This is a genomic window from Paenibacillus lutrae (genome assembly GCF_009757775.1).
Lineage (GTDB): Bacteria > Bacillota > Bacilli > Paenibacillales > NBRC-103111 > Paenibacillus_F > Paenibacillus_F lutrae.
Genome location: NZ_RHLK01000002.1, coordinates 150,648 through 167,774 on the forward strand (window position 1 = coordinate 150,648; position 17,127 = coordinate 167,774).

Here is a 17,127-nt window from a genome sequence, read left to right on the forward strand (position 1 = left end):
ACGGTTTTCTGTATGCGGGTTAACTGGCCGGAAACAGTTTGATCGATTTGATCGTTCCGCTTCCAGGATCTACATCCAGTTTGAGAATCGTATTCAGCGCTTTGTACGCCAGGACGTAATCGGTCCGGTTATCCGGTTTCCCGAGTACGTTCAAAGCCTCCCCGATCGAATCGCCAAGGTGAAGTCCGCTCAGGCCTGGATCAATATCAGGAGAGAGGACCTGAATGAATTCGAGCCGGTCGAATACGTTAAATCCGATGGAGAAATCCGGGTACTCGTAGACGGTTACTGCCTGCGGATCCTCATCCATAATGAATGTATTCCGGGCTTTCCCGAATAGATTCAACACTTCTTCTTTGGGAGTACCCAGTGTGGCCCCCATTAAAGTAGGTTTTGAAACACGGTAAGCCTTGTCCGGGGATACTTGCGGTTTCTCCTTGACCATATCCGAAGGTTCTTCCCCGTTAGAGGAGACAGCTGCCGAACGATCCGGATCCGGAGTGGACGGCGCAGGTTTATTCGTATTCGAAGTTACTGCCGGAGTAGCAGCAGCGCCGGATTGGTCATTGCTTTGCAGGTTATGTACAGTCTCACAGCCTGTCGCAGCGGGCAGGATGGCGATCGCAAAGCCGATCAGCACGATTCTGTGGAGTTGTTTCTTCATTGCAATCGTTCCTTTCTTACTGTCGCCAACAAATACGTAAAAAGCGACAATCCTTATCATAAGCTTTATGGTCTATGGAGACAACATCAATTTACGTTCAGAATAGAAGGTAATATCTATTTAGGACACGTCTCTATGAACCTGAAACGGACTAAATTAGGATCTTACTATATAAGACTGGTATAGAGGTCAAAAAGTTTCCGCTTACGTGCAGGAATGCTGCAAAATGGGACTTGAAACCTATGTTTGGCTTGTGGTACGTTTACACATATTCAAAGGTGGAGGAGAAGCAATGGAACTGTTGAAAGAGCGTATTATAGAAGCAGGAAGTGTCGTTTCCGACCAAGTCGTTAAATTGGACGCCATCTTGAATCATCAAGTTGACCCGGCATTAATCGTAGAAATGGGCAAGGAATTCGCCCGCCGTTTTATTGAGAGTGCCCCGACTAAAATTTTGACCATAGAGTCTTCAGGAATCCCGCTTGCTTTTGCTGTAGCTAACGAACTCGGTGTTCCATTTGTATTTGCCAGACGCAAAAAATCAGTGACCATGGATGAGAATACGTATTGTGAAAGAGTCCCGTCATTTACGAAAGGGATCGTGACCGACATTATGGTGTCTTCTCAATATATAACCCCGAGTGATCGTGTCCTAATCATTGACGATATTATCGCCAATGGCGATGCAGCCCGCGGTTTGATCCGGATTGTAGAGCGTTCGGGTGCGGTATTGACCGGCGTAGGCATTGCAGTTGAGAAAGCATTTCAGGCAGGCGGACGTTCTATCCGGGAGCAGGGTATCCGCACCGAGTCTCTGGTTACGATCACGTCCCTGGAGAACGGAAAGATTCACTTTGCCGACTGCTAAGAAAATGTCGGGCAATTTATGAAAACATTTTCATTCTGCGTCAATGCTTTCCTGTAGCGGGTATATTCGATATAATAGAGTTACGTAACTGGAGAGGAGGGATCGCTATGGAAAACGGGCCAATTCCGGCTGAGTACTTGCTGGAGAAGCTTTCCGAAGCGAAGAACCATTTCGAACGCGCCCTGGACTGCAAACATACCGAATTTGATGATTTGTACCCGTATATGATTGAGCATCCGCAATTTTTCTGGTATAAACGTTATGTCGCATGGTCTGAACTCCTCACTGTCGTCAAGTTCTCAATGGAACTGTCGGTTGAATGGGAATCTCAGTTTACTGTGCAGCAGGTGGAATATATCAAGAAGCGTGTGATGTCAAGCAAAGTGCTCGACGACTGGTTTGAAAACACCGATTCAAAAGAACACGTTAGTTAGCAGGAATGAACTTGAATAAGACCTGTGGGGACAATATCCCTCAGGTCTTTTGTTTGTTAAGCCATATTATTTAAAGATAATAAAAAAACGACCGCTCAGGCGGCCGTTTCGTCATTGAAGCACATTCATTTTCTGAATATGCTGGCGTGTCTCTTCCGTTCCAAGATTGTACAAGGTCTGGTAAATTTCTTTCAGCTCGTAATCGTACTCATCGTTCTCTTTATCTTTGTGATATTCCTTAAAAGGCAGCAGAGCCCGGAAATGTGTTTTATTGTCGGACTCTTCCAGCACCTCGAATAGTTCTGCAAGCTTGTCGATTTCTTCACTCGTTGCACGGATTTCAAAATCAAAGTTGATTTCACCGGGTTCATCCACGATTTGTCCGGCACTTACGCTCACGAAAAACGTTTTTTTATTATCCACATCCATTATGCCTCGCTCCCTTCTTATGTATGAGATTTCATTTCAGTTTTCTTCGGTTTGTTTCATTTATCAGGATTGCCCAAGTATTTTCGATCTAAAACAGGGGCAAGCCGCATTTTTCATTACCCTATGCCAGGATATGGTGAATCAGCGTAAGACAGATCCCAAGCAGAGAACTTGGCGCAGCGGGCAGTTTTAGGTATGCTAGTAGAGAAGCTTGGCGGGACAGCCGCTATAATGCAGATCGACTAAGGAGGCAGCCTGTTTATGATTAGTGACGAGCAGTTGGATCAATACCGGGTAGAAGGCACCTTGCTTAGAATTGTCAGGGATGCCGACCCCCGTAATGATATACGCGGCTACATAGTAGCCTGGAGCGAGAAGAAGGTAATTGTGCGCAAGAGAACGCGTAAAGTAGTCGAACTGGACCGCGGCTATGTGTATCAGCCGTATATTGAAGCGCGGCCGCCGGAGTTCACACTGCCCAAGGAAGAGGACGGGGAGGGCTAAAGAATTGGCGATCGATAAGCAAGATTCGGCAGAGGTATTCCGTTATGTCTCCGAGCCTGCGGCTGCACTTACAGAGACGCTCCGAAACGGGCAGGGAGACCGGTATTTACTTCTTGAATCGGAGCAGCCTCTGAGAACGCTGAACTCTGCCCCGTGGGGCGGGGGCTTCGGATTTCACAGCAGGCTGATAAACCGTCAAGTGGATAAATCCTACATGTGTGAGGATCCGCTGACCGAAATGGATGATTTTCTGAACCGCTCCGAAATAGAGGCGGCCACAGCAGCCTGCCTGCTGACATCGGTGCATATGAGCGGCGTAGGACGCTGTCATATGCGATGGAGAGAGACAGGTCCCGCCCGATCAGAGGGGTCTTATGAGGCGGGCCCAAGCGGAGACATCGCCGTCAGCGTCTGGGTGACGGTCGGCTACAGCAACAAAGCACGCGCCGGACGCGTACTGGCTCCGGCGGCATTATTTCCCGGTACGATCAACGTAATCGTGGTGATCGAGGGTAAACTTACGGATGCCGCCATGGTCAATGCGGTGATCACCGCGACGGAAGCCAAGGCAGCGGCGCTCCAGGATCTTGGCGTGGCGATGGAGGATGGATCGGCCGCGACCGGCACGACGACCGATGCGGTGCTGATCGCCGCCACGCAGAGCGGCCGTGCCCATCTCTACGCGGGCACGGCGACACTGCTCGGCCATATGATCGGCCGTGCGGTATACGAAGCGGCGATGGAATCCGGCCGCATCTACGCCCAAGTGCTCGCGGGCCCCGGATCAGGCGGGGCCTGATGCGCCTGAAGCGGCGAATGACCTGCCGCTACAGACTATCTCCTGCTTCTATTTTTGCTTACGGCAGCTGTCCCCTGTGGGCAGCTGCTTTTCATATGGAAGCTTTCGTGGATGAAACCGGAACAAGTATCTGCCCGTATAGGTAGCTTAGAAGATGAAGGGAGGGATCGCGGAGATGGACTGGAGCCTGGATATACCTATGCTGATAGTAGCGCTTGGTTTCACTTGCTGGTGGCTGAGTGAGTGGTTCTATACAGCTCCGCCCATGTCTGCATACGGCGTGACTCCGCTGATCCAGACTTCCTATTCGAGCATTCCGGCCGTGCTGCGTACAGTCGGCAGCCGGTTTAGCCGTATACGAAGGAAGATCCCTTCCAGGCAAAGCGATGAAAATGATGATGAAACAGATTCCTCCCATGTTGACGGATATCGTGCTCCACGCCATTCCATCACATATTCCGGGAGGAACTCGTATGACATTCTTACAACCGGTCGTCTCTATTCTGGACGGCGTAATGAAGACTTTATATTCATTCACCCATGATTGGGGACTCAGCATTGTCGTGCTGACACTCCTTATTCGCAGCTTGTTATTCAAGCTGAATCTCAGCAGCGCAAGGCAGCAGGTCAGAAGCTTCAGCGTGCAGCCGATCCTGAGCGATCTTCGCACCCGTTACGCATCCGATCCGGCCAAACTGATCCAGAAAATGACGGAGCTTAATACCCGGTATGGTATCAAGCCCTTCATGCCCTTTGGAGCCGCTTTGATCCAAATGCCTATCTTTATGAGCCTGTACCCGTATTTCACGATGCATGGAGCCGGGATGACAAGCCTGATCGTTCCTTGGATGCAGTCTCTGGGTATCTCGGATCCATCTCATCTGCTGCCTTATCTATACGGTCTGTTAAGCTGGATCGGACTAAGTATTCCTCTCCTGCCGGAACAGGCGGCTTCACAACCGTTTCTTCTGAGAATGGGATTGCCTCTTCTTGTTGTCGCTATCTCGACGGCAGTTATGTGGCGCTCACCGGCAGCACTCGTTTTATACTGGAGTGTGAATGGTGCAGTGACCCTCGCGGAGCGGATCTGGTACAGAACTCCTGCCGGACGTAAGCTTTTGTATCGTGGAGTGACGGTTGAACATCCTGACTCGGGTAATTAATGAGAAGGCCGGATTATACTAAGAACAATTGGAAGGGAATGATTGGCAGTGAATTAAGCCGGGGTGAGGCCAAAAGAGAACGATCGGCTGATCCTGGTTAGCGATCCAACAAGCCGAATCCCGGGGGCCGGTCCCTGTTTAGGCAGGTAAACTGTGCGGGCCTCGGCCCCGGGATTTCTTATTCATAACAGTCATGGTCTCTTGATGAGAAGGAAGTTCTATTTATATTGACAAAGATAGGGCTGCGTGATATATTTAATCTCGTTCTCAACATTCATGCGGACGTGGCGGAATTGGCAGACGCGCTAGATTCAGGTTCTAGTGGGGTAACAGCCGTGGAGGTTCGAGTCCTCTCGTCCGCATCATGCATGACGAAACCACTGCTACCGGACTGCCGGAGCGGTGGTTTTTTTGTATAAAAGAATTTAACTGAATTTTGAAACGGATGCATGTCAGATATCGTATTAACGTTTATAATATAGAAGGATTTTGAATTCTGATGTTATCTAAAGAGGAGTGTGTGTACACTTGGAAAGAACATTAACGTATTCACATCATGGATCACTATCGCACATACTACGGATGTTCGCGCTGTCATTGATGGTTTCATTCGTAGGTATGCTGGTTGGTATGGTTATTGTACCGCCATCTCTGGTTCCATTGTTCATAGTAGTTGAACTGGTTATGCTTGTTGCCGCTATCGTAATACGGATTAAAGGCAAGAACATCGGATACGGTTTCTTGTTCACCTTTACGGCTATTTCGGGCGTAACTCTGTACCCGGTAATTATGGGTTACGGCTCCGCTATCGGTGCGAATCTGGTGTCGGGTTCTTTCTTGGCTACGGCAGCGATCTTCGGAGGACTTTCTCTGTATGCGGCCCGTTCCAAACGTGATTTCAGCTTCCTAGGCGGGTTCCTGCTCGCATCGACAATCGGATTGATTGTTGTCGGACTGATCTCGATGTTCGTCAGCTTCGGTTCAGTAACTAATCTGGTCATTGCTTCCGCAGGTATCCTGATATTCAGCGGATGGGTACTCTATGATGTAGCCCAGTACCGTGACGGAGTGGAGCCTCAGGAAGTTCCGCTGGCCGCTCTGAACTTGTATTTGAACTTTATTAACTTGTTCTTGTACATCCTGCGTTTCGTCGCTTCAATTGTCGGCATCAGCCGTGACTAGTGTGCGATAAGCAGCACCCGAAGACCTCTAAGATTGGGAAGTCAGTCGCTTCAGGCGGCTGGCTTTTTTGTGTTCAGATCATGGACCGTTATATTTGGTTGTGATGAGCGGCGATCCGCTTCCGCGCTTCCGACCCGCCCTGCTCCGTAAGAGTGGTTAACTTATTCCGATAGGGGAAAGAATAGGAGTAGGCAATAGGAAGGTTTAACAAGCAGGCGCGGTAAAGGAGAGGTGCTCGTGGCTAAAGGAAACGATCTTGTAAAGTACATTACGCAGCAAGTCGTCCAATATATCGATACACCAAAGCAGCAAAGGCAAGAAGCGAAGGTCCGGCATAAAGAAAGCCGGGCAAGCTGGACTGTGCGCTGGTTCGGTATGATTCCGATGTCAATAGCGATGTGGATCGGTAAAGTTCGCCGAAGCCGAAAAGCGAAATAGGGTTATAAAAAAGAAGCTTCCATTTCCTGCAATCCGTTACCGGATCGCAGGTATGGAAGCTTTTCTATGGGAAAGAGGAGGAGATACCGAAGGTTAGTGGAAAAATCGGCCCAGTGAGAGGGTATCCTCAAATGCAAGATACCGGGTGCCCTCTTGACCTAAAGCGACATAAGCGGTGCCGCCTGTCCAAATTGCCGTGCCCCTAACCGGAAGCGGGACTGTAAGCCGTCCACCGAAGCTTTCCGACACGAAAGTAACAGGTTCCGCATTCAGGAACAACTGCAAATCGCGGATGCTCCTAACAGGAAGGGAGTCATTCTGAAGCCAGTTCAGACTGCTATAGGGATCAAAAGCCGGGAGCATTGAGACGGATTCGGGCACTGATGATAAAGCGGCTCCACTTAGCTTGTGGTTAACAGCGGGAGTATACTCGTTAAATGTCCGGATTTCTCCGGTTACGGCATCGATGAGGATGGGGAGGCCTGCGGGCGGGTTATCTATCTCCCAAACCGCATGAAGCCCATCCGTATAAAGCCTTGTCAGATCATGAGCGGCTAAGCTTAGCCAAGTATGATAAGTCATAGAGGTATCAATAAGTTCATGCTGCACCAGGGAGCGGTACAGCGTTCCTGTACTGAACAGGGGATGATCTCCGGTTCCATATTCGGCGAGCTGGTAAGAACCGTCCTGAGCCGCCTGAATAATCATATAACCGACTTCGCTGCCTCCAGCGGTCAGGATCACGACCCAGCCATGTGTGCCAGGACCCAGCGGGGCGGAAGTCCATTGTGCACGGCTCCAGGCTTCGAACCCTTTCTGTGAGGAAAGAGCTTCTTTCCAGCGCTGGATGTGCGTATGGAGTACTGAATTTGATTCGGGCACTGAGGTTTGAATGGATGGTGCGGCTGCGGACTTGAGCGGCACTTCATGTTGGGTATTTTGGGAAAATAAGCTGATGTCCGATTGTACATGAACCGGTTCAGCCTCAGCTAAAGCGGACTGCTGTCCACCTTGCGAGAATGAAAGCGGACCGGCTGTAAACCAGACGGCGCCTGCCAGGAGTAAGGCCGCCCCTATTGCTGCTTGCTTCATCCCATCACCTGCCTGGCAATCATTCTTAAATATATTGTAAGGGACAAGCTTTGAAAAGTTTGTTAGAACGTGTAGCGGAGTGCATAGGAAGTTTTAGCGACTTTCGTCGCATCCTCACCTTCCGTCCGCTTTCAGATGGAATAATCCGCAGTTGATGACGGAAATGAGAATGCGGGGCCGATACTGCCAGTCCACTTCCGCTTGACGCGCTGAATACCGCGTCTCTATTTCTTCACGGGCTTCCGGCTCTGCGGCCGCAAGCATCCCTTCATAATAAAGGCGGACAAGCTGATGTTCCTGCGTCAGTATGTCATTAGCCCGGTCTGCCCAGCTGTGATCTGTACGCCTGATCTTCTGTTCCAGGTAGCTCTCCAGGGCAGAAGCGGCGCGGGAGAGAGTTAAATTATCGCCAAGCAGATGAATATTTGCGGGAAGCTTGGGAGCGAGCTGTTTGGTGAGCATAAGGGGATGAAATTCCTCACAGATGTCCCCGGTTGTCATATTAATAGCGAGAGAATGAATCTCACTTCTTTTCATATCACACGCAAATTCAACTTTGAAGTTCACATTCATCCACGTGCAATAGGTTAACGGAATAGCCCTGCTGTGGAGTTGACCGCTATTATCGGCTGTGACTTCGAAAAGCCGGGTAAACCTGCCGCTGCCGAGGGCAGTCTGGAAAAGCTGCTGCAGTCTGCGGCTGCCGTACGTAACTTCGTCGCGGGGGACCCGGCCAATCGGTGGAGCAGGGGCGGTGCCGAAGTAACGGCCGAGTATACTGTCGGCCGAACGCACGGTGTCCTGCGCCAATCCCGCAGCTGCAGGGCCGGAAGCGCCCCCGGGCGCCGGTGAGCCGGCGGCATAGCCGGGCTGGCCCGCAGCCGCAGGGCCGGAAGCGCCCCCCGGCACCGGTGCGCTGGCGGCGTAGCCGGGCTGGCCCGCAGCCGCAGGGCCGGGAGCGCCCCCGGGCGCTGGTGAGCCGGCGGCGTAGCCGGATTGGCCCGCAGCCGCAGGACCGGGAGCGCCCCCGGGCGCCGGTGCGCCGGCGGCGTAGCCGGGCTGGCCCGCAGCCACAGGGCCGGGAGCGCCCCCGGGCACCGGTGAGCCGGCGGCGTAGCCGGGCTGTCCCGCAGCTGCGGGGCCGCCCGGTGTTGGCCGAGCGGCTGCTGCGGCGGCGGCATCGCCCTCGGGGTCGAACACGAAACGGTAGGTCATCGTTTCGGGTTCGACCCCTGTGCGTTCCACGAAGCTCCAATAGTAGGAGCGGCCGGTCAGCTCTTTGTCTGCCTCAGGTGATAAATTCACCGTAACGGCATGCTGGGTTTTTTCAATGATGCGGCAGTTGTAAGCCTCTAAAAAGCGCATTACAAATCGCTCAATTTGGCCGGTATTCATGAGTCACCTCTACGTTCTGCCCGATTGCGCTTAAGATAGAGCCGATTTTGGCTTTGCGCTCGTTATCCGGTTCGAGATCCTGCTGGATCGTCTGCAAAGAGTCCCCGAGATGATCGATCTGGCGGCGCATGTCGTCATGTGAACGGGATTCCATCATCATCTTGAACAGGGAAGATTCTAACGAAGTCGATTTCTTCTCCAACCGTTCCAGAATAGAGTCCAGCTCGCCAATGACCAGCTCGAACATGTTGATTTTCTCATGGAGCAGACTCAGGATATGTTCTTCAATCGTATTGCGGGTGGAAAGGTTATAGATCCGGACATCATCGGTCTGCCCCAGACGGTGCACCCGGCCGATTCGCTGCTCTACTCTCATCGGATTCCACGGCAGATCAAAATTGATCATATGATGGCAGAATTGAAGGTTAATTCCCTCGCCGCCCGCCTCTGTGGCCACGAGAACTTGAGCACGGGTGCGGAAAAGATCCATCATCCAGTCTTTTTTGCCCCGGTTCATCCCGCCGCGATAAGGTACCGCGCTGATTTTGTGCTCTTTCAAGTAATTCAGAAGATATTCCTGGGAGGCGCGGTACTCGGTGAAAATAATGACCTTGTCATTGATTTCGCGAATGAGCTTCATGGCCGTTTCCGCTTTCGTATTGGCGGTGATACTGCGGATCAGCTCAACCAGACTCCATATTTTCTCCCTCATGGGGGAGTTCTCGTCTGTTTTTTTAAACATATTCACGAGGGTAATAAAAACCGCATCACGGGAACTGCAAACTTCACGCTGAAGGGTAACGAGCGACAGCATCGAATTCGCTTCCCCGCGGGATTCTTCGTACCGCTTACGAATAAAGTCGGTTACTCCGTCGTAGAGTGCCTGTTCTTCGGGTGAGAGCGTAAGCAGAATGTTCTTGACGATTCTTTTCTTAAACTCGACATTGCCGTCTCCTCGTCTGTTGCGGATCATGATTTTGGAGAGCTCCTGTTGAAGAACACCTTCGTTTTTGGGCATTCTTTTGCCCATGACAAAATTGGACTTGAAATTCGTCTGACCGCCCAGCTGCCCCGGCTTGAGCAGGTTAATGAGATTATAAAGTTCCTTGAGATCGTTCTGAACCGGGGTAGCCGTGAGGAGCAGACAATATTTTTTGCGGAGCTGGCCTACGAACTGATAATTGGTTGTCTTCTTGTTCTTGAGTTTGTGGGCTTCGTCAACGATCAGCATGTCATACTCCAGATTAAGTACGATTTCCCGGTGCGGATCCCGCTTGGCTGTATCCATGGAAGCGACTATGACGTCGCATGTCTGCCACATGTAAGATTTTTTCTGGGCGGCGGCATTAATGCCGAATTTCTGGTTAAGCTCCCGGACCCACTGGAGAACCAGGGAAGCGGGAACAAGGATAAGTGCTCTGCGGACAAGGCCCCGGATCATATATTCTTTGAGAATAAGTCCGGCTTCGATGGTTTTCCCCAAGCCCACTTCATCCGCCAGAATAGCACGGCCGCGCATATCGTAGAGCACTTTCTTGGCCGTTTCGATCTGGTGGGTCATCGGCTCAATCTGATTGACATGTTTGAGACAGAGAAGTTCATCGAATTTGTGAATGAGATTGGATTGTTCCGCTTCATAGGCTAGCTGGTACAGAGTCCAGTTATCCCAGGGGCCGTTGCGAAGAACACGCGACTCCCACTCCATAAACCATTCCCGATCCGTGTGCATGTTCAGCCCCTCATGAATCGGGCGGATGTGCTCCGTTTTCTCTTTATTCATCAGGCCTAGCCTCCTTCTCGAAAATGCGGGACGAGGGTATTTCCGCGAATGTGTTTCAATAAGTGACTATTTTAAGTTTAAAACGGGGAGAATGGATCTTTTTTTCTAGTATGAACCAAAGAAGCCGGATTCATAATCAATCCTTGATTAAGCTGTCTGGGGGAAGTATTGTGCTGCGCTTAAGAATGACCGTTCTCAAACGGATATGGTATGATTGAAGAAGATTTGAAGAAGAACGGAAGCTGCCACGCAGGTTTTACACGCAGATTGCACAAGCAGGGACAGAAAGGAAGAAGAACATGACAGCATGGCGATATATACATACAGGAAGCTTGAGCGGTCCTGAGAACATGGCGATAGATGAAGCGATCCTTACCGCGCATAGTGAAGGCAAAGTGCCTCCTACGGTCCGTTTTTACGGCTGGGAGCCTGCAGCGCTTTCGATCGGTTATTTTCAAAAAGCACAGAAAGAAATTGATCTGGCCCGGGTTGCCGAGAAGGGCTTCGGTTTTGTACGCAGGCCTACCGGGGGAAGAGCCGTGCTGCACGATGAAGAGCTGACTTACAGCATCATTGTTGCCGAGAATTACCCGGGAATCCCGACAAGTGTGACAGAAGCGTACCGGGTGTTAAGCGAAGGACTTCTTCGCGGTTTCCGCAAACTGGGGCTTGCCGCCGAAATGGTTAATTTGGCTACGGAGGAAGAAAAGAAGAAGTATGAGTCAATGGGCTCTGCCGCGTGTTTTGACTCTCCTTCTTGGTATGAGCTGGTCGTTGAAGGCCGTAAGGTGGCGGGAAGCGCTCAGGTCAGGCAGAAGAATGTAGTGCTGCAGCACGGCTCTATTCTGCTCGAATTGGACCCGGATCAACTGTTCGATCTTCTGATTTTCTCTAACGAGCGGATTGCCGAGAGGATGAAAAACAGTTTTATCCAGAAAGCGGTTGCGATTAATGATCTGTGCAGAAGAGCGGGTCTGGAGCCGGTTCTGTTGAGTGATGTGGTCCAAGCTTTCCGGGCGGGGATAGCCGAAGGAATGGGTGTAGAGCTGCTCGAAGGTGAGCTGACTCCTTATGAGCGGGAGCTTGCGGAAGTCTTGGCGCGGGATAAATATGCTTCGGATGAGTGGAACCTGAAGCGTTAAGAGGCTAGGCTGTGCCTTGTGAGAAGCGGTGCAGAAAGCGGATAAGAGCGCAGAAAAGCGCAGAAAAGATAATAAGCATTAGAAGATTAACAGATCTGAAAGTAACAGCGGGGTGAAAAAAATGACTATATCAGAACTTATAGCCCGTACAGGGGACCGTCCATTGACGCAGCGGGTAATTGCCGGGGAGCTTAGGATGCTTGGCGTGCAGGAAGGCATGACTTTGTTGGTTCATTCTTCGCTCAGCTCTCTGGGCTGGGTAAACGGGGGCACGCAGGCGGTTATCGCTGCCCTGCAGCAAGTCCTGGGTCCTACCGGCACGCTGATGATGCCTACTCATACCGGTGATTTATCCGATCCGGCCAACTGGTGCAATCCTCCGGTTCCCGAGGAGTGGTGGGATACGATCCGGGAGACCATGCCGGCATATGACCCGGCTGCCACCCGTACGTTCGGGATGGGCGCGCTGCCCGAGGCATTCCGTGCTTATCCCGGCGTGCACAGGAGCGCCCATCCCCAGTTCTCGTTTGCAGCTTACGGGCCGGAGGCGGAGCGATTGACCGCAGGCCATGAACTTCCTTACGGGCTGGGGGAACAATCCCCGCTTGCCCGTTTGTACGAGCTTGGGGGTTATGTGCTGCTAATAGGAGTGGGTCATGACTCCAATACCTCCCTGCATTTAGCTGAATATCGCGGAGAATATTCAGGGAAGCGTACAGCCTCATCGGGCGCGCCCGTAATTAACCGCGAAGGGAAGCGGGAGTGGGCGGTATTCGATGATGTAGCGATGGATTCGGACGATTTCGTGCGGATCGGAGCGGAATTTGAAGCTGCCTGCCCAGATTTGGTGCAGCGCGGACAGATCGGATTGGCGTCATCCCTGCTAACGCCGCAGCGTCCGTTGGTGGACTATGCGGCGGAGTGGATGAAGCTTCACCGTCAGGAGACACCGACAAAGCGGTACTAGGATACTAGGTTCGGCGGAGTGTCGCTGCCAGACGAAGATTAGAAAACCAGCCCCTGCTGCCGATGGGAGAGCAGGGGCTGGTTTTTGTTTGTTCTGCTCCGGCATGCTGTAGATACGACAGATTGGCGCATCTGCATTGGTGGCGCGAGCGGAAATAACGGCAATACTTTTTAGTGAACCAGATAGAACGGTTGCCTGGAATGCGGCTGGATGCAATACATGTATACAGTTCAGACAGAAAGATCTTTAATCAAATAGTATTGCGAGAAGAGCTGCCCGGGAGCCTTGCCACATAGGCTTGCTGCAGCCTGCGGATGATGGGGCCGGGAACACCGGCTCCGACAGGCTGGCCGTCCAGCTTCACGACTGGCGTAAGCTCTGCGCCGGTGCTTGTGAGGAAGATCTCATCGGCAGCCCGCAGATCATCGACCGTATAGAACTGCTCCTTGACCGGGATCTGGAGCTGGCCGGCAAGCTTGAGCGTCACGGCCCGTGTAATGCCGTGCAGGATATGATTGTCGGCGGGGTGCGTCCACAGGACACCGTCCTTGACCATCATGACATTGGAAGAAGACGATTCCGTCACGGTGTCTCCGCGATGAAAGATCGCATCATTAGCCCCGCGATCCATTGCCTCCTGCTTGAGCAGAACGTTAGGCAGCAGGTTCAATGTTTTGATATCGCAGCGGTGCCAGCGGATATCTTCCAGCAGCACGGCTGTGATGCCGTTCTCAAGCTGATCCAGCGGACGTTGGTACTCCGTGCACCAGCCGGTGACGACCGCTTCGGCGTTAAGCGGGAACGGATGGGAACGCGGAGCGGCGCAGCGGGTGATCTGGACATATACGAGTCCGGTGTCCATTCCATTCGCTGCTATGAGCTCTCCAAGCAGCTCCTCCAGGCGCTCAGTCGGGTAGGGAAGGGCTATTCTCACTTCTGAAGCACTTCTCAGGAGACGCTGGAAATGGGCCTCTTTCTCAAATAGAGCCCCGTCATAAATACAGAAAACCTCGTAGATGCCGTCGCCAAAATAGTAACCGCGGTCCAAAGGTGAAATATGTACTTCTTCATCGGGAATAATACGATTGCCGGATAGCATCATGACCTATTGCTCCTTTAACCATCTGATTCAAAACGGCGAACATCCGTTTCTTTTTTTAACAAAGCTGATTCTATTATATAGATGAAATAGAGCTTGCACAAATGGCAGAATGAGCGGCAGAGGTTTGTTCAATAAATCGTTTCAGCTTCCCAGATTTAGGCCCTTTTATTTTGGGAAGGGAGCGTTATAATGAAAGTCTGGCCTTTACCAGAGGTTGATAGAATTTGTTGTAAAATGTCGAATATCATTAAGAATACCCGAATGAAATAGCGAGTAAGTTGAAGAAAAAGTGAGAAAACCGCTCCTAGTATTTTGTTAGAGAGCTGAATTCATAGGCGGTTTATTCGTAACACTAGATGTAGTGCTGTATAATGAATTTTGTATACTAGATGTTGTGCTTATTTACATACCGAGAATGGCGCAGTGGTGCGGGTTCCCGGGTGAAGGATCAATGATTGGGAGGGTGTTGCAGTTTTGAAAACGATGCAGCGGAAAAGTTTGGAAGGTTTAAGCGAGAAAATCTTTTTGGACCGTTATGCTCTGAAAGATGCGGATACGAATAACACTAAAGTGGGTGACGTAGCGCTTGTACTGACGAAGGATGACCCGAAATTCCCTGCCAAAGAAGTGGGGGAAATTATTGCGCGTGACGGACGTAATGTAACCGTGAAGCTGCGCAGTGGTGAAACCATCGAGTCCAACATCGACAGACTGACCCTTAATATAGAGAAGACACCGGATGAGCTCTGGGAGCGTCTTGCCAAAGCAATGGCATCCGTAGAAGCGACACCGGAGAAACAGCAGGAATGGACGGAGAAATTCCGTTATGTGCTGGAAGACTGGAAACTCGTACCGGGCGGACGGATCGCGGCCGGGGCGGATGCAAGCGATGAACTGACTTTGTTCAACTGCTACGTCATTCCATCCCCGCACGACAGCCGCGGCGGAATCATGGAGACCTTGTCGGAGATGACCGAAATTATGTCCCGCGGCGGCGGCGTCGGAATCAATCTGTCCTCGCTTCGTCCGCGCCGTGCCATTGTAAAAGGCGTAAACGGATCTTCGAGCGGCTCGGTATCCTGGGGCGGATTGTTCAGCTACACGACCGGGCTGATTGAGCAAGGCGGAAGCCGCAGGGGCGCGCTCATGCTTATGATGAATGACTGGCACCCGGATGTAATGGACTTCATTACCGTCAAATCGACGATGGGTCAAATTACGAATGCGAACCTGTCTGTTTGCGTAAGCAACGATTTTATGAAAGCCGTCAAAGAAGATCTGGATTGGGATCTTGTGTTCCCGGATACGAAGGATCCTGAGTATGACGAGCTCTGGAACGGTGACCTCGGCGAGTGGAAGAAACTCGGCAAAGAGGTTAAAGTATACCGCACCGTAAAAGCGCGTGAAATCTGGCATACCATCATTGAATCGGCATGGCGTTCCGCGGAGCCGGGCGTTGTATTCATGGAGTATTACAATCAGATGTCGAACAGCTGGTACTTTAACCCGATCATTTGCACGAATCCGTGCGGGGAACAAGGTCTGCCGGCTTGGGGCGTATGCAACCTGTCCGCAGTGAATCTGTCCAAGTTCTATGATGAAGAGAACGATGATGTGGCTTGGGACGAGCTTGGCAAAACCGTCCGTTACTCTACCCGTTTTCTGGACAACGTCATTGATAAGACACCTTATCACTTCGAGGAAAACCGTGAGAATCAGCAGGGTGAACGCCGCGTAGGTTTGGGTACGATGGGCCTTGCTGAACTGATGATCAAACTGCGCATCCGCTACGGCAGTCCGGAATCTCTTGTGTTCCTGGACAAGATTTACGGTTTTATGGCTCGTGAGGCTTATTTGGCTTCCGCTGATATTGCCGCCGAGAAGGGTTCCTTCAAGCACTTCGATGCGGAGAAATTCCTCCAGAGCGGTTTTATGAAAAACATGGAAGAAGTTTACCCGGAAGTTAACGATTCGATCCGTAAAAATGGCATGCGCAACGTGACCGTCATTACTCAGGCGCCTACGGGCAGCACGGGAACTATGGTCGGAACGTCGACAGGGATTGAGCCTTATTTCGCATTCGAATATTTCCGCCAAAGCCGTCTCGGCTATGACAAGCAGTATGTTCCGATTGCGCAGGAATGGAAAGATGCGAATCCGGAGCAGGATCTGCCGGACTACTTCGTCACTTCGATGAGCCTGTCCGCGGAAGATCACATCCGGGTGCAAGCTGCGATTCAGCGCTGGGTAGACAGCTCCATCTCCAAAACGGCGAACTGCCCGGCAGACTTCACCGTCGAGGAGACGGAAAGACTGTATGAGCTGGCGTTCGATCTGGGCTGTAAAGGCGTCACGATTTACCGTGACGGCAGCCGCGATGTGCAGGTTCTGAGCACAGGCGCGGAGAAGAAGGCAGAGGCAGCAGAGGCGGCAGAGGCGGCAGCTCCGGCTAAGCAGGAGAGCGCGGCGGTATCGGCGGAAGCCAAGGCTCCTGTTGATACGCAAGCCCTGACTGCTCAGGATAATAGCGGATCTGTGACGGAGCAGGTCTTCGATAAAGAATACAAGCGCCGTCCGCAGATTCTGCGTGGTGCTACTTATAAAATCAATACGCCTTTCGGCATGGCGTACATTACGATCAACGACATGAACGGCTCGCCGAGCGAGATCTTCCTGAATGTGGGCAAAGCCGGCTCCGACGTCTTCGCGATGGCGGAAGCACTCGGCCGCGTATGCTCCTTGTTCCTGCGCTATGGCGATCACGGGAACAAAGTGAATCTGCTCATCAAGCATCTCAAAGGAATCGGCGGCTCCGGCGCGATCGGATTCGGCGCTAATCGTGTCGAATCCATCGCCGACGCAGTCGCGAAAGCGCTAGAGATGCATGAAGAGGCGATGGCGGGCGAGACCGGCGCGGAAGCTTACGTGACGGCGACGAGGGAAGTCATCGAGGCGCCAGTCAGCTTCAGCACAGATCCGCAGCCTGCGGCTATGCCGGTTGAGCTGACTTCGCTGGACCTGTGTCCGTCCTGCGGCTCCGCTTCGCTCGTGAACAGCGAAGGCTGCAAGAACTGCACGAATTGCGGGTACAGCCGCTGCTCGTAAGAGAGAGATGTCCGTACTTTCTTTATTTTTTCTCAAACTCAACGACTATGTGAAGTAAAAAGT

17 protein-coding genes and 1 tRNA gene are annotated in these 17,127 nt (G+C 51.8%); 12 read left to right on the forward strand and 6 right to left on the reverse strand.

What is annotated here, in order from left to right; all coding sequences use genetic code 11:
* Positions 1-19: 19 nt before the first annotated feature.
* The gene (locus tag EDM21_RS03285) at positions 20-664 is read right to left on the reverse strand and encodes a hypothetical protein (RefSeq protein WP_157332896.1); all 645 of its coding nucleotides are present in this window, start codon (positions 662-664) and stop codon (positions 20-22) included.
* Between the two features lie 292 nt (positions 665-956).
* On the opposite strand from EDM21_RS03285, the gene EDM21_RS03290 reads away from it, so the two are divergent.
* Positions 957-1,532, forward strand: coding sequence for a xanthine phosphoribosyltransferase (locus EDM21_RS03290; protein WP_157332898.1), 576 nt, complete (start codon positions 957-959; stop codon positions 1,530-1,532).
* Between the two features lie 107 nt (positions 1,533-1,639).
* A complete protein-coding gene (locus EDM21_RS03295) occupies positions 1,640-1,966 on the forward strand; it encodes a hypothetical protein (protein ID WP_068773750.1) in 327 nt (108 codons plus the stop codon).
* 111 nt (positions 1,967-2,077) lie between these two features.
* Here the strand turns inward: EDM21_RS03295 and EDM21_RS03300 are convergent, their stop codons facing one another.
* Entirely contained in the window at positions 2,078-2,395 is a 318-nt protein-coding gene (locus tag EDM21_RS03300; protein WP_157332900.1) for a hypothetical protein, read from the reverse strand.
* A 261-nt stretch (positions 2,396-2,656) separates the two neighbouring features.
* Between EDM21_RS03300 and EDM21_RS03305 the strand changes: the two genes are divergently transcribed.
* From EDM21_RS03305 to EDM21_RS03335, 7 genes are all read left to right on the forward strand, one after another.
* Entirely contained in the window at positions 2,657-2,899 is a 243-nt protein-coding gene (locus EDM21_RS03305; protein WP_157332902.1) for a hypothetical protein, read from the forward strand.
* 4 nt (positions 2,900-2,903) lie between these two features.
* The gene (locus tag EDM21_RS03310) at positions 2,904-3,698 is read left to right on the forward strand and encodes an adenosylcobinamide amidohydrolase (protein WP_235918014.1); all 795 of its coding nucleotides are present in this window, start codon (positions 2,904-2,906) and stop codon (positions 3,696-3,698) included.
* Between the two features lie 154 nt (positions 3,699-3,852).
* Positions 3,853-4,242 carry a hypothetical protein gene (locus EDM21_RS03315; RefSeq protein WP_157332906.1) on the forward strand — a complete coding sequence of 130 codons (390 nt, stop codon included), beginning with the start codon at positions 3,853-3,855 and terminating at the stop codon, positions 4,240-4,242.
* Positions 4,172-4,861, forward strand: coding sequence for a YidC/Oxa1 family membrane protein insertase (locus tag EDM21_RS03320; RefSeq protein ID WP_157332907.1), 690 nt, complete (start codon positions 4,172-4,174; stop codon positions 4,859-4,861). The genes EDM21_RS03315 and EDM21_RS03320 overlap by 71 nt, the downstream gene beginning before the upstream one ends.
* A 278-nt stretch (positions 4,862-5,139) precedes the next feature.
* Positions 5,140-5,223: transfer RNA gene (locus EDM21_RS03325), tRNA-Leu, on the forward strand.
* Between the two features lie 166 nt (positions 5,224-5,389).
* On the forward strand, positions 5,390-6,043 hold the full coding sequence (locus EDM21_RS03330; protein ID WP_157332909.1) for a Bax inhibitor-1/YccA family protein: 654 nt from the start codon (positions 5,390-5,392) through the stop codon (positions 6,041-6,043).
* 237 nt (positions 6,044-6,280) lie between these two features.
* On the forward strand, positions 6,281-6,481 hold the full coding sequence (locus EDM21_RS03335; protein ID WP_166541807.1) for a YqzE family protein: 201 nt from the start codon (positions 6,281-6,283) through the stop codon (positions 6,479-6,481).
* Positions 6,482-6,574: 93 nt separating this feature from the next.
* On the opposite strand, the gene EDM21_RS03340 is transcribed toward EDM21_RS03335, so the two are convergent.
* The 3 genes from EDM21_RS03340 to EDM21_RS03350 form a co-directional block, all read right to left on the reverse strand.
* Complete coding sequence (locus tag EDM21_RS03340; RefSeq protein WP_157332911.1) at positions 6,575-7,573, reverse strand: hypothetical protein; 999 nt, start codon at positions 7,571-7,573, stop codon at positions 6,575-6,577.
* A gap of 114 nt (positions 7,574-7,687) precedes the next feature.
* Positions 7,688-8,968 (reverse strand): YqhG family protein, encoded by a 1,281-nt coding sequence (locus EDM21_RS03345; protein ID WP_157332913.1) that lies wholly within the window; start codon positions 8,966-8,968, stop codon positions 7,688-7,690.
* Positions 8,949-10,748 carry a DEAD/DEAH box helicase gene (locus EDM21_RS03350; RefSeq protein ID WP_157332915.1) on the reverse strand — a complete coding sequence of 600 codons (1,800 nt, stop codon included), beginning with the start codon at positions 10,746-10,748 and terminating at the stop codon, positions 8,949-8,951. The genes EDM21_RS03345 and EDM21_RS03350 overlap by 20 nt, the downstream gene beginning before the upstream one ends.
* A gap of 299 nt (positions 10,749-11,047) precedes the next feature.
* On the opposite strand from EDM21_RS03350, the gene EDM21_RS03355 reads away from it, so the two are divergent.
* Positions 11,048-11,890 (forward strand): lipoate--protein ligase family protein, encoded by an 843-nt coding sequence (locus EDM21_RS03355; protein ID WP_157332917.1) that lies wholly within the window; start codon positions 11,048-11,050, stop codon positions 11,888-11,890.
* 121 nt (positions 11,891-12,011) lie between these two features.
* The gene (locus EDM21_RS03360) at positions 12,012-12,857 is read left to right on the forward strand and encodes an AAC(3) family N-acetyltransferase (protein WP_157332919.1); all 846 of its coding nucleotides are present in this window, start codon (positions 12,012-12,014) and stop codon (positions 12,855-12,857) included.
* A gap of 250 nt (positions 12,858-13,107) precedes the next feature.
* Here the strand turns inward: EDM21_RS03360 and dat are convergent, their stop codons facing one another.
* Positions 13,108-13,959, reverse strand: coding sequence for a D-amino-acid transaminase (gene dat, locus EDM21_RS03365; protein WP_157332921.1), 852 nt, complete (start codon positions 13,957-13,959; stop codon positions 13,108-13,110).
* Between the two features lie 474 nt (positions 13,960-14,433).
* Between dat and EDM21_RS03370 the strand changes: the two genes are divergently transcribed.
* Positions 14,434-17,064, forward strand: coding sequence for an adenosylcobalamin-dependent ribonucleoside-diphosphate reductase (locus EDM21_RS03370; protein ID WP_157332923.1), 2,631 nt, complete (start codon positions 14,434-14,436; stop codon positions 17,062-17,064).
* Positions 17,065-17,127 lie beyond the last annotated feature (63 nt).

Coding starts and splice junctions, on each gene's coding strand:
- EDM21_RS03285 (WP_157332896.1), bottom strand. CDS start 664: ATGAAGAAACAACTCCACAGAATCGTGCTGATCGGCTTTGCGATCGCC.
- EDM21_RS03290 (WP_157332898.1), top strand. CDS start 957: ATGGAACTGTTGAAAGAGCGTATTATAGAAGCAGGAAGTGTCGTTTCC.
- EDM21_RS03295 (WP_068773750.1), top strand. CDS start 1,640: ATGGAAAACGGGCCAATTCCGGCTGAGTACTTGCTGGAGAAGCTTTCC.
- EDM21_RS03300 (WP_157332900.1), bottom strand. CDS start 2,395: ATGGATGTGGATAATAAAAAAACGTTTTTCGTGAGCGTAAGTGCCGGA.
- EDM21_RS03305 (WP_157332902.1), top strand. CDS start 2,657: ATGATTAGTGACGAGCAGTTGGATCAATACCGGGTAGAAGGCACCTTG.
- EDM21_RS03315 (WP_157332906.1), top strand. CDS start 3,853: ATGAAGGGAGGGATCGCGGAGATGGACTGGAGCCTGGATATACCTATG.
- EDM21_RS03320 (WP_157332907.1), top strand. CDS start 4,172: ATGACATTCTTACAACCGGTCGTCTCTATTCTGGACGGCGTAATGAAG.
- EDM21_RS03340 (WP_157332911.1), bottom strand. CDS start 7,573: ATGAAGCAAGCAGCAATAGGGGCGGCCTTACTCCTGGCAGGCGCCGTC.
- EDM21_RS03345 (WP_157332913.1), bottom strand. CDS start 8,968: ATGAATACCGGCCAAATTGAGCGATTTGTAATGCGCTTTTTAGAGGCT.
- EDM21_RS03350 (WP_157332915.1), bottom strand. CDS start 10,748: ATGAATAAAGAGAAAACGGAGCACATCCGCCCGATTCATGAGGGGCTG.
- EDM21_RS03355 (WP_157332917.1), top strand. CDS start 11,048: ATGACAGCATGGCGATATATACATACAGGAAGCTTGAGCGGTCCTGAG.
- EDM21_RS03360 (WP_157332919.1), top strand. CDS start 12,012: ATGACTATATCAGAACTTATAGCCCGTACAGGGGACCGTCCATTGACG.
- dat (WP_157332921.1), bottom strand. CDS start 13,959: ATGATGCTATCCGGCAATCGTATTATTCCCGATGAAGAAGTACATATT.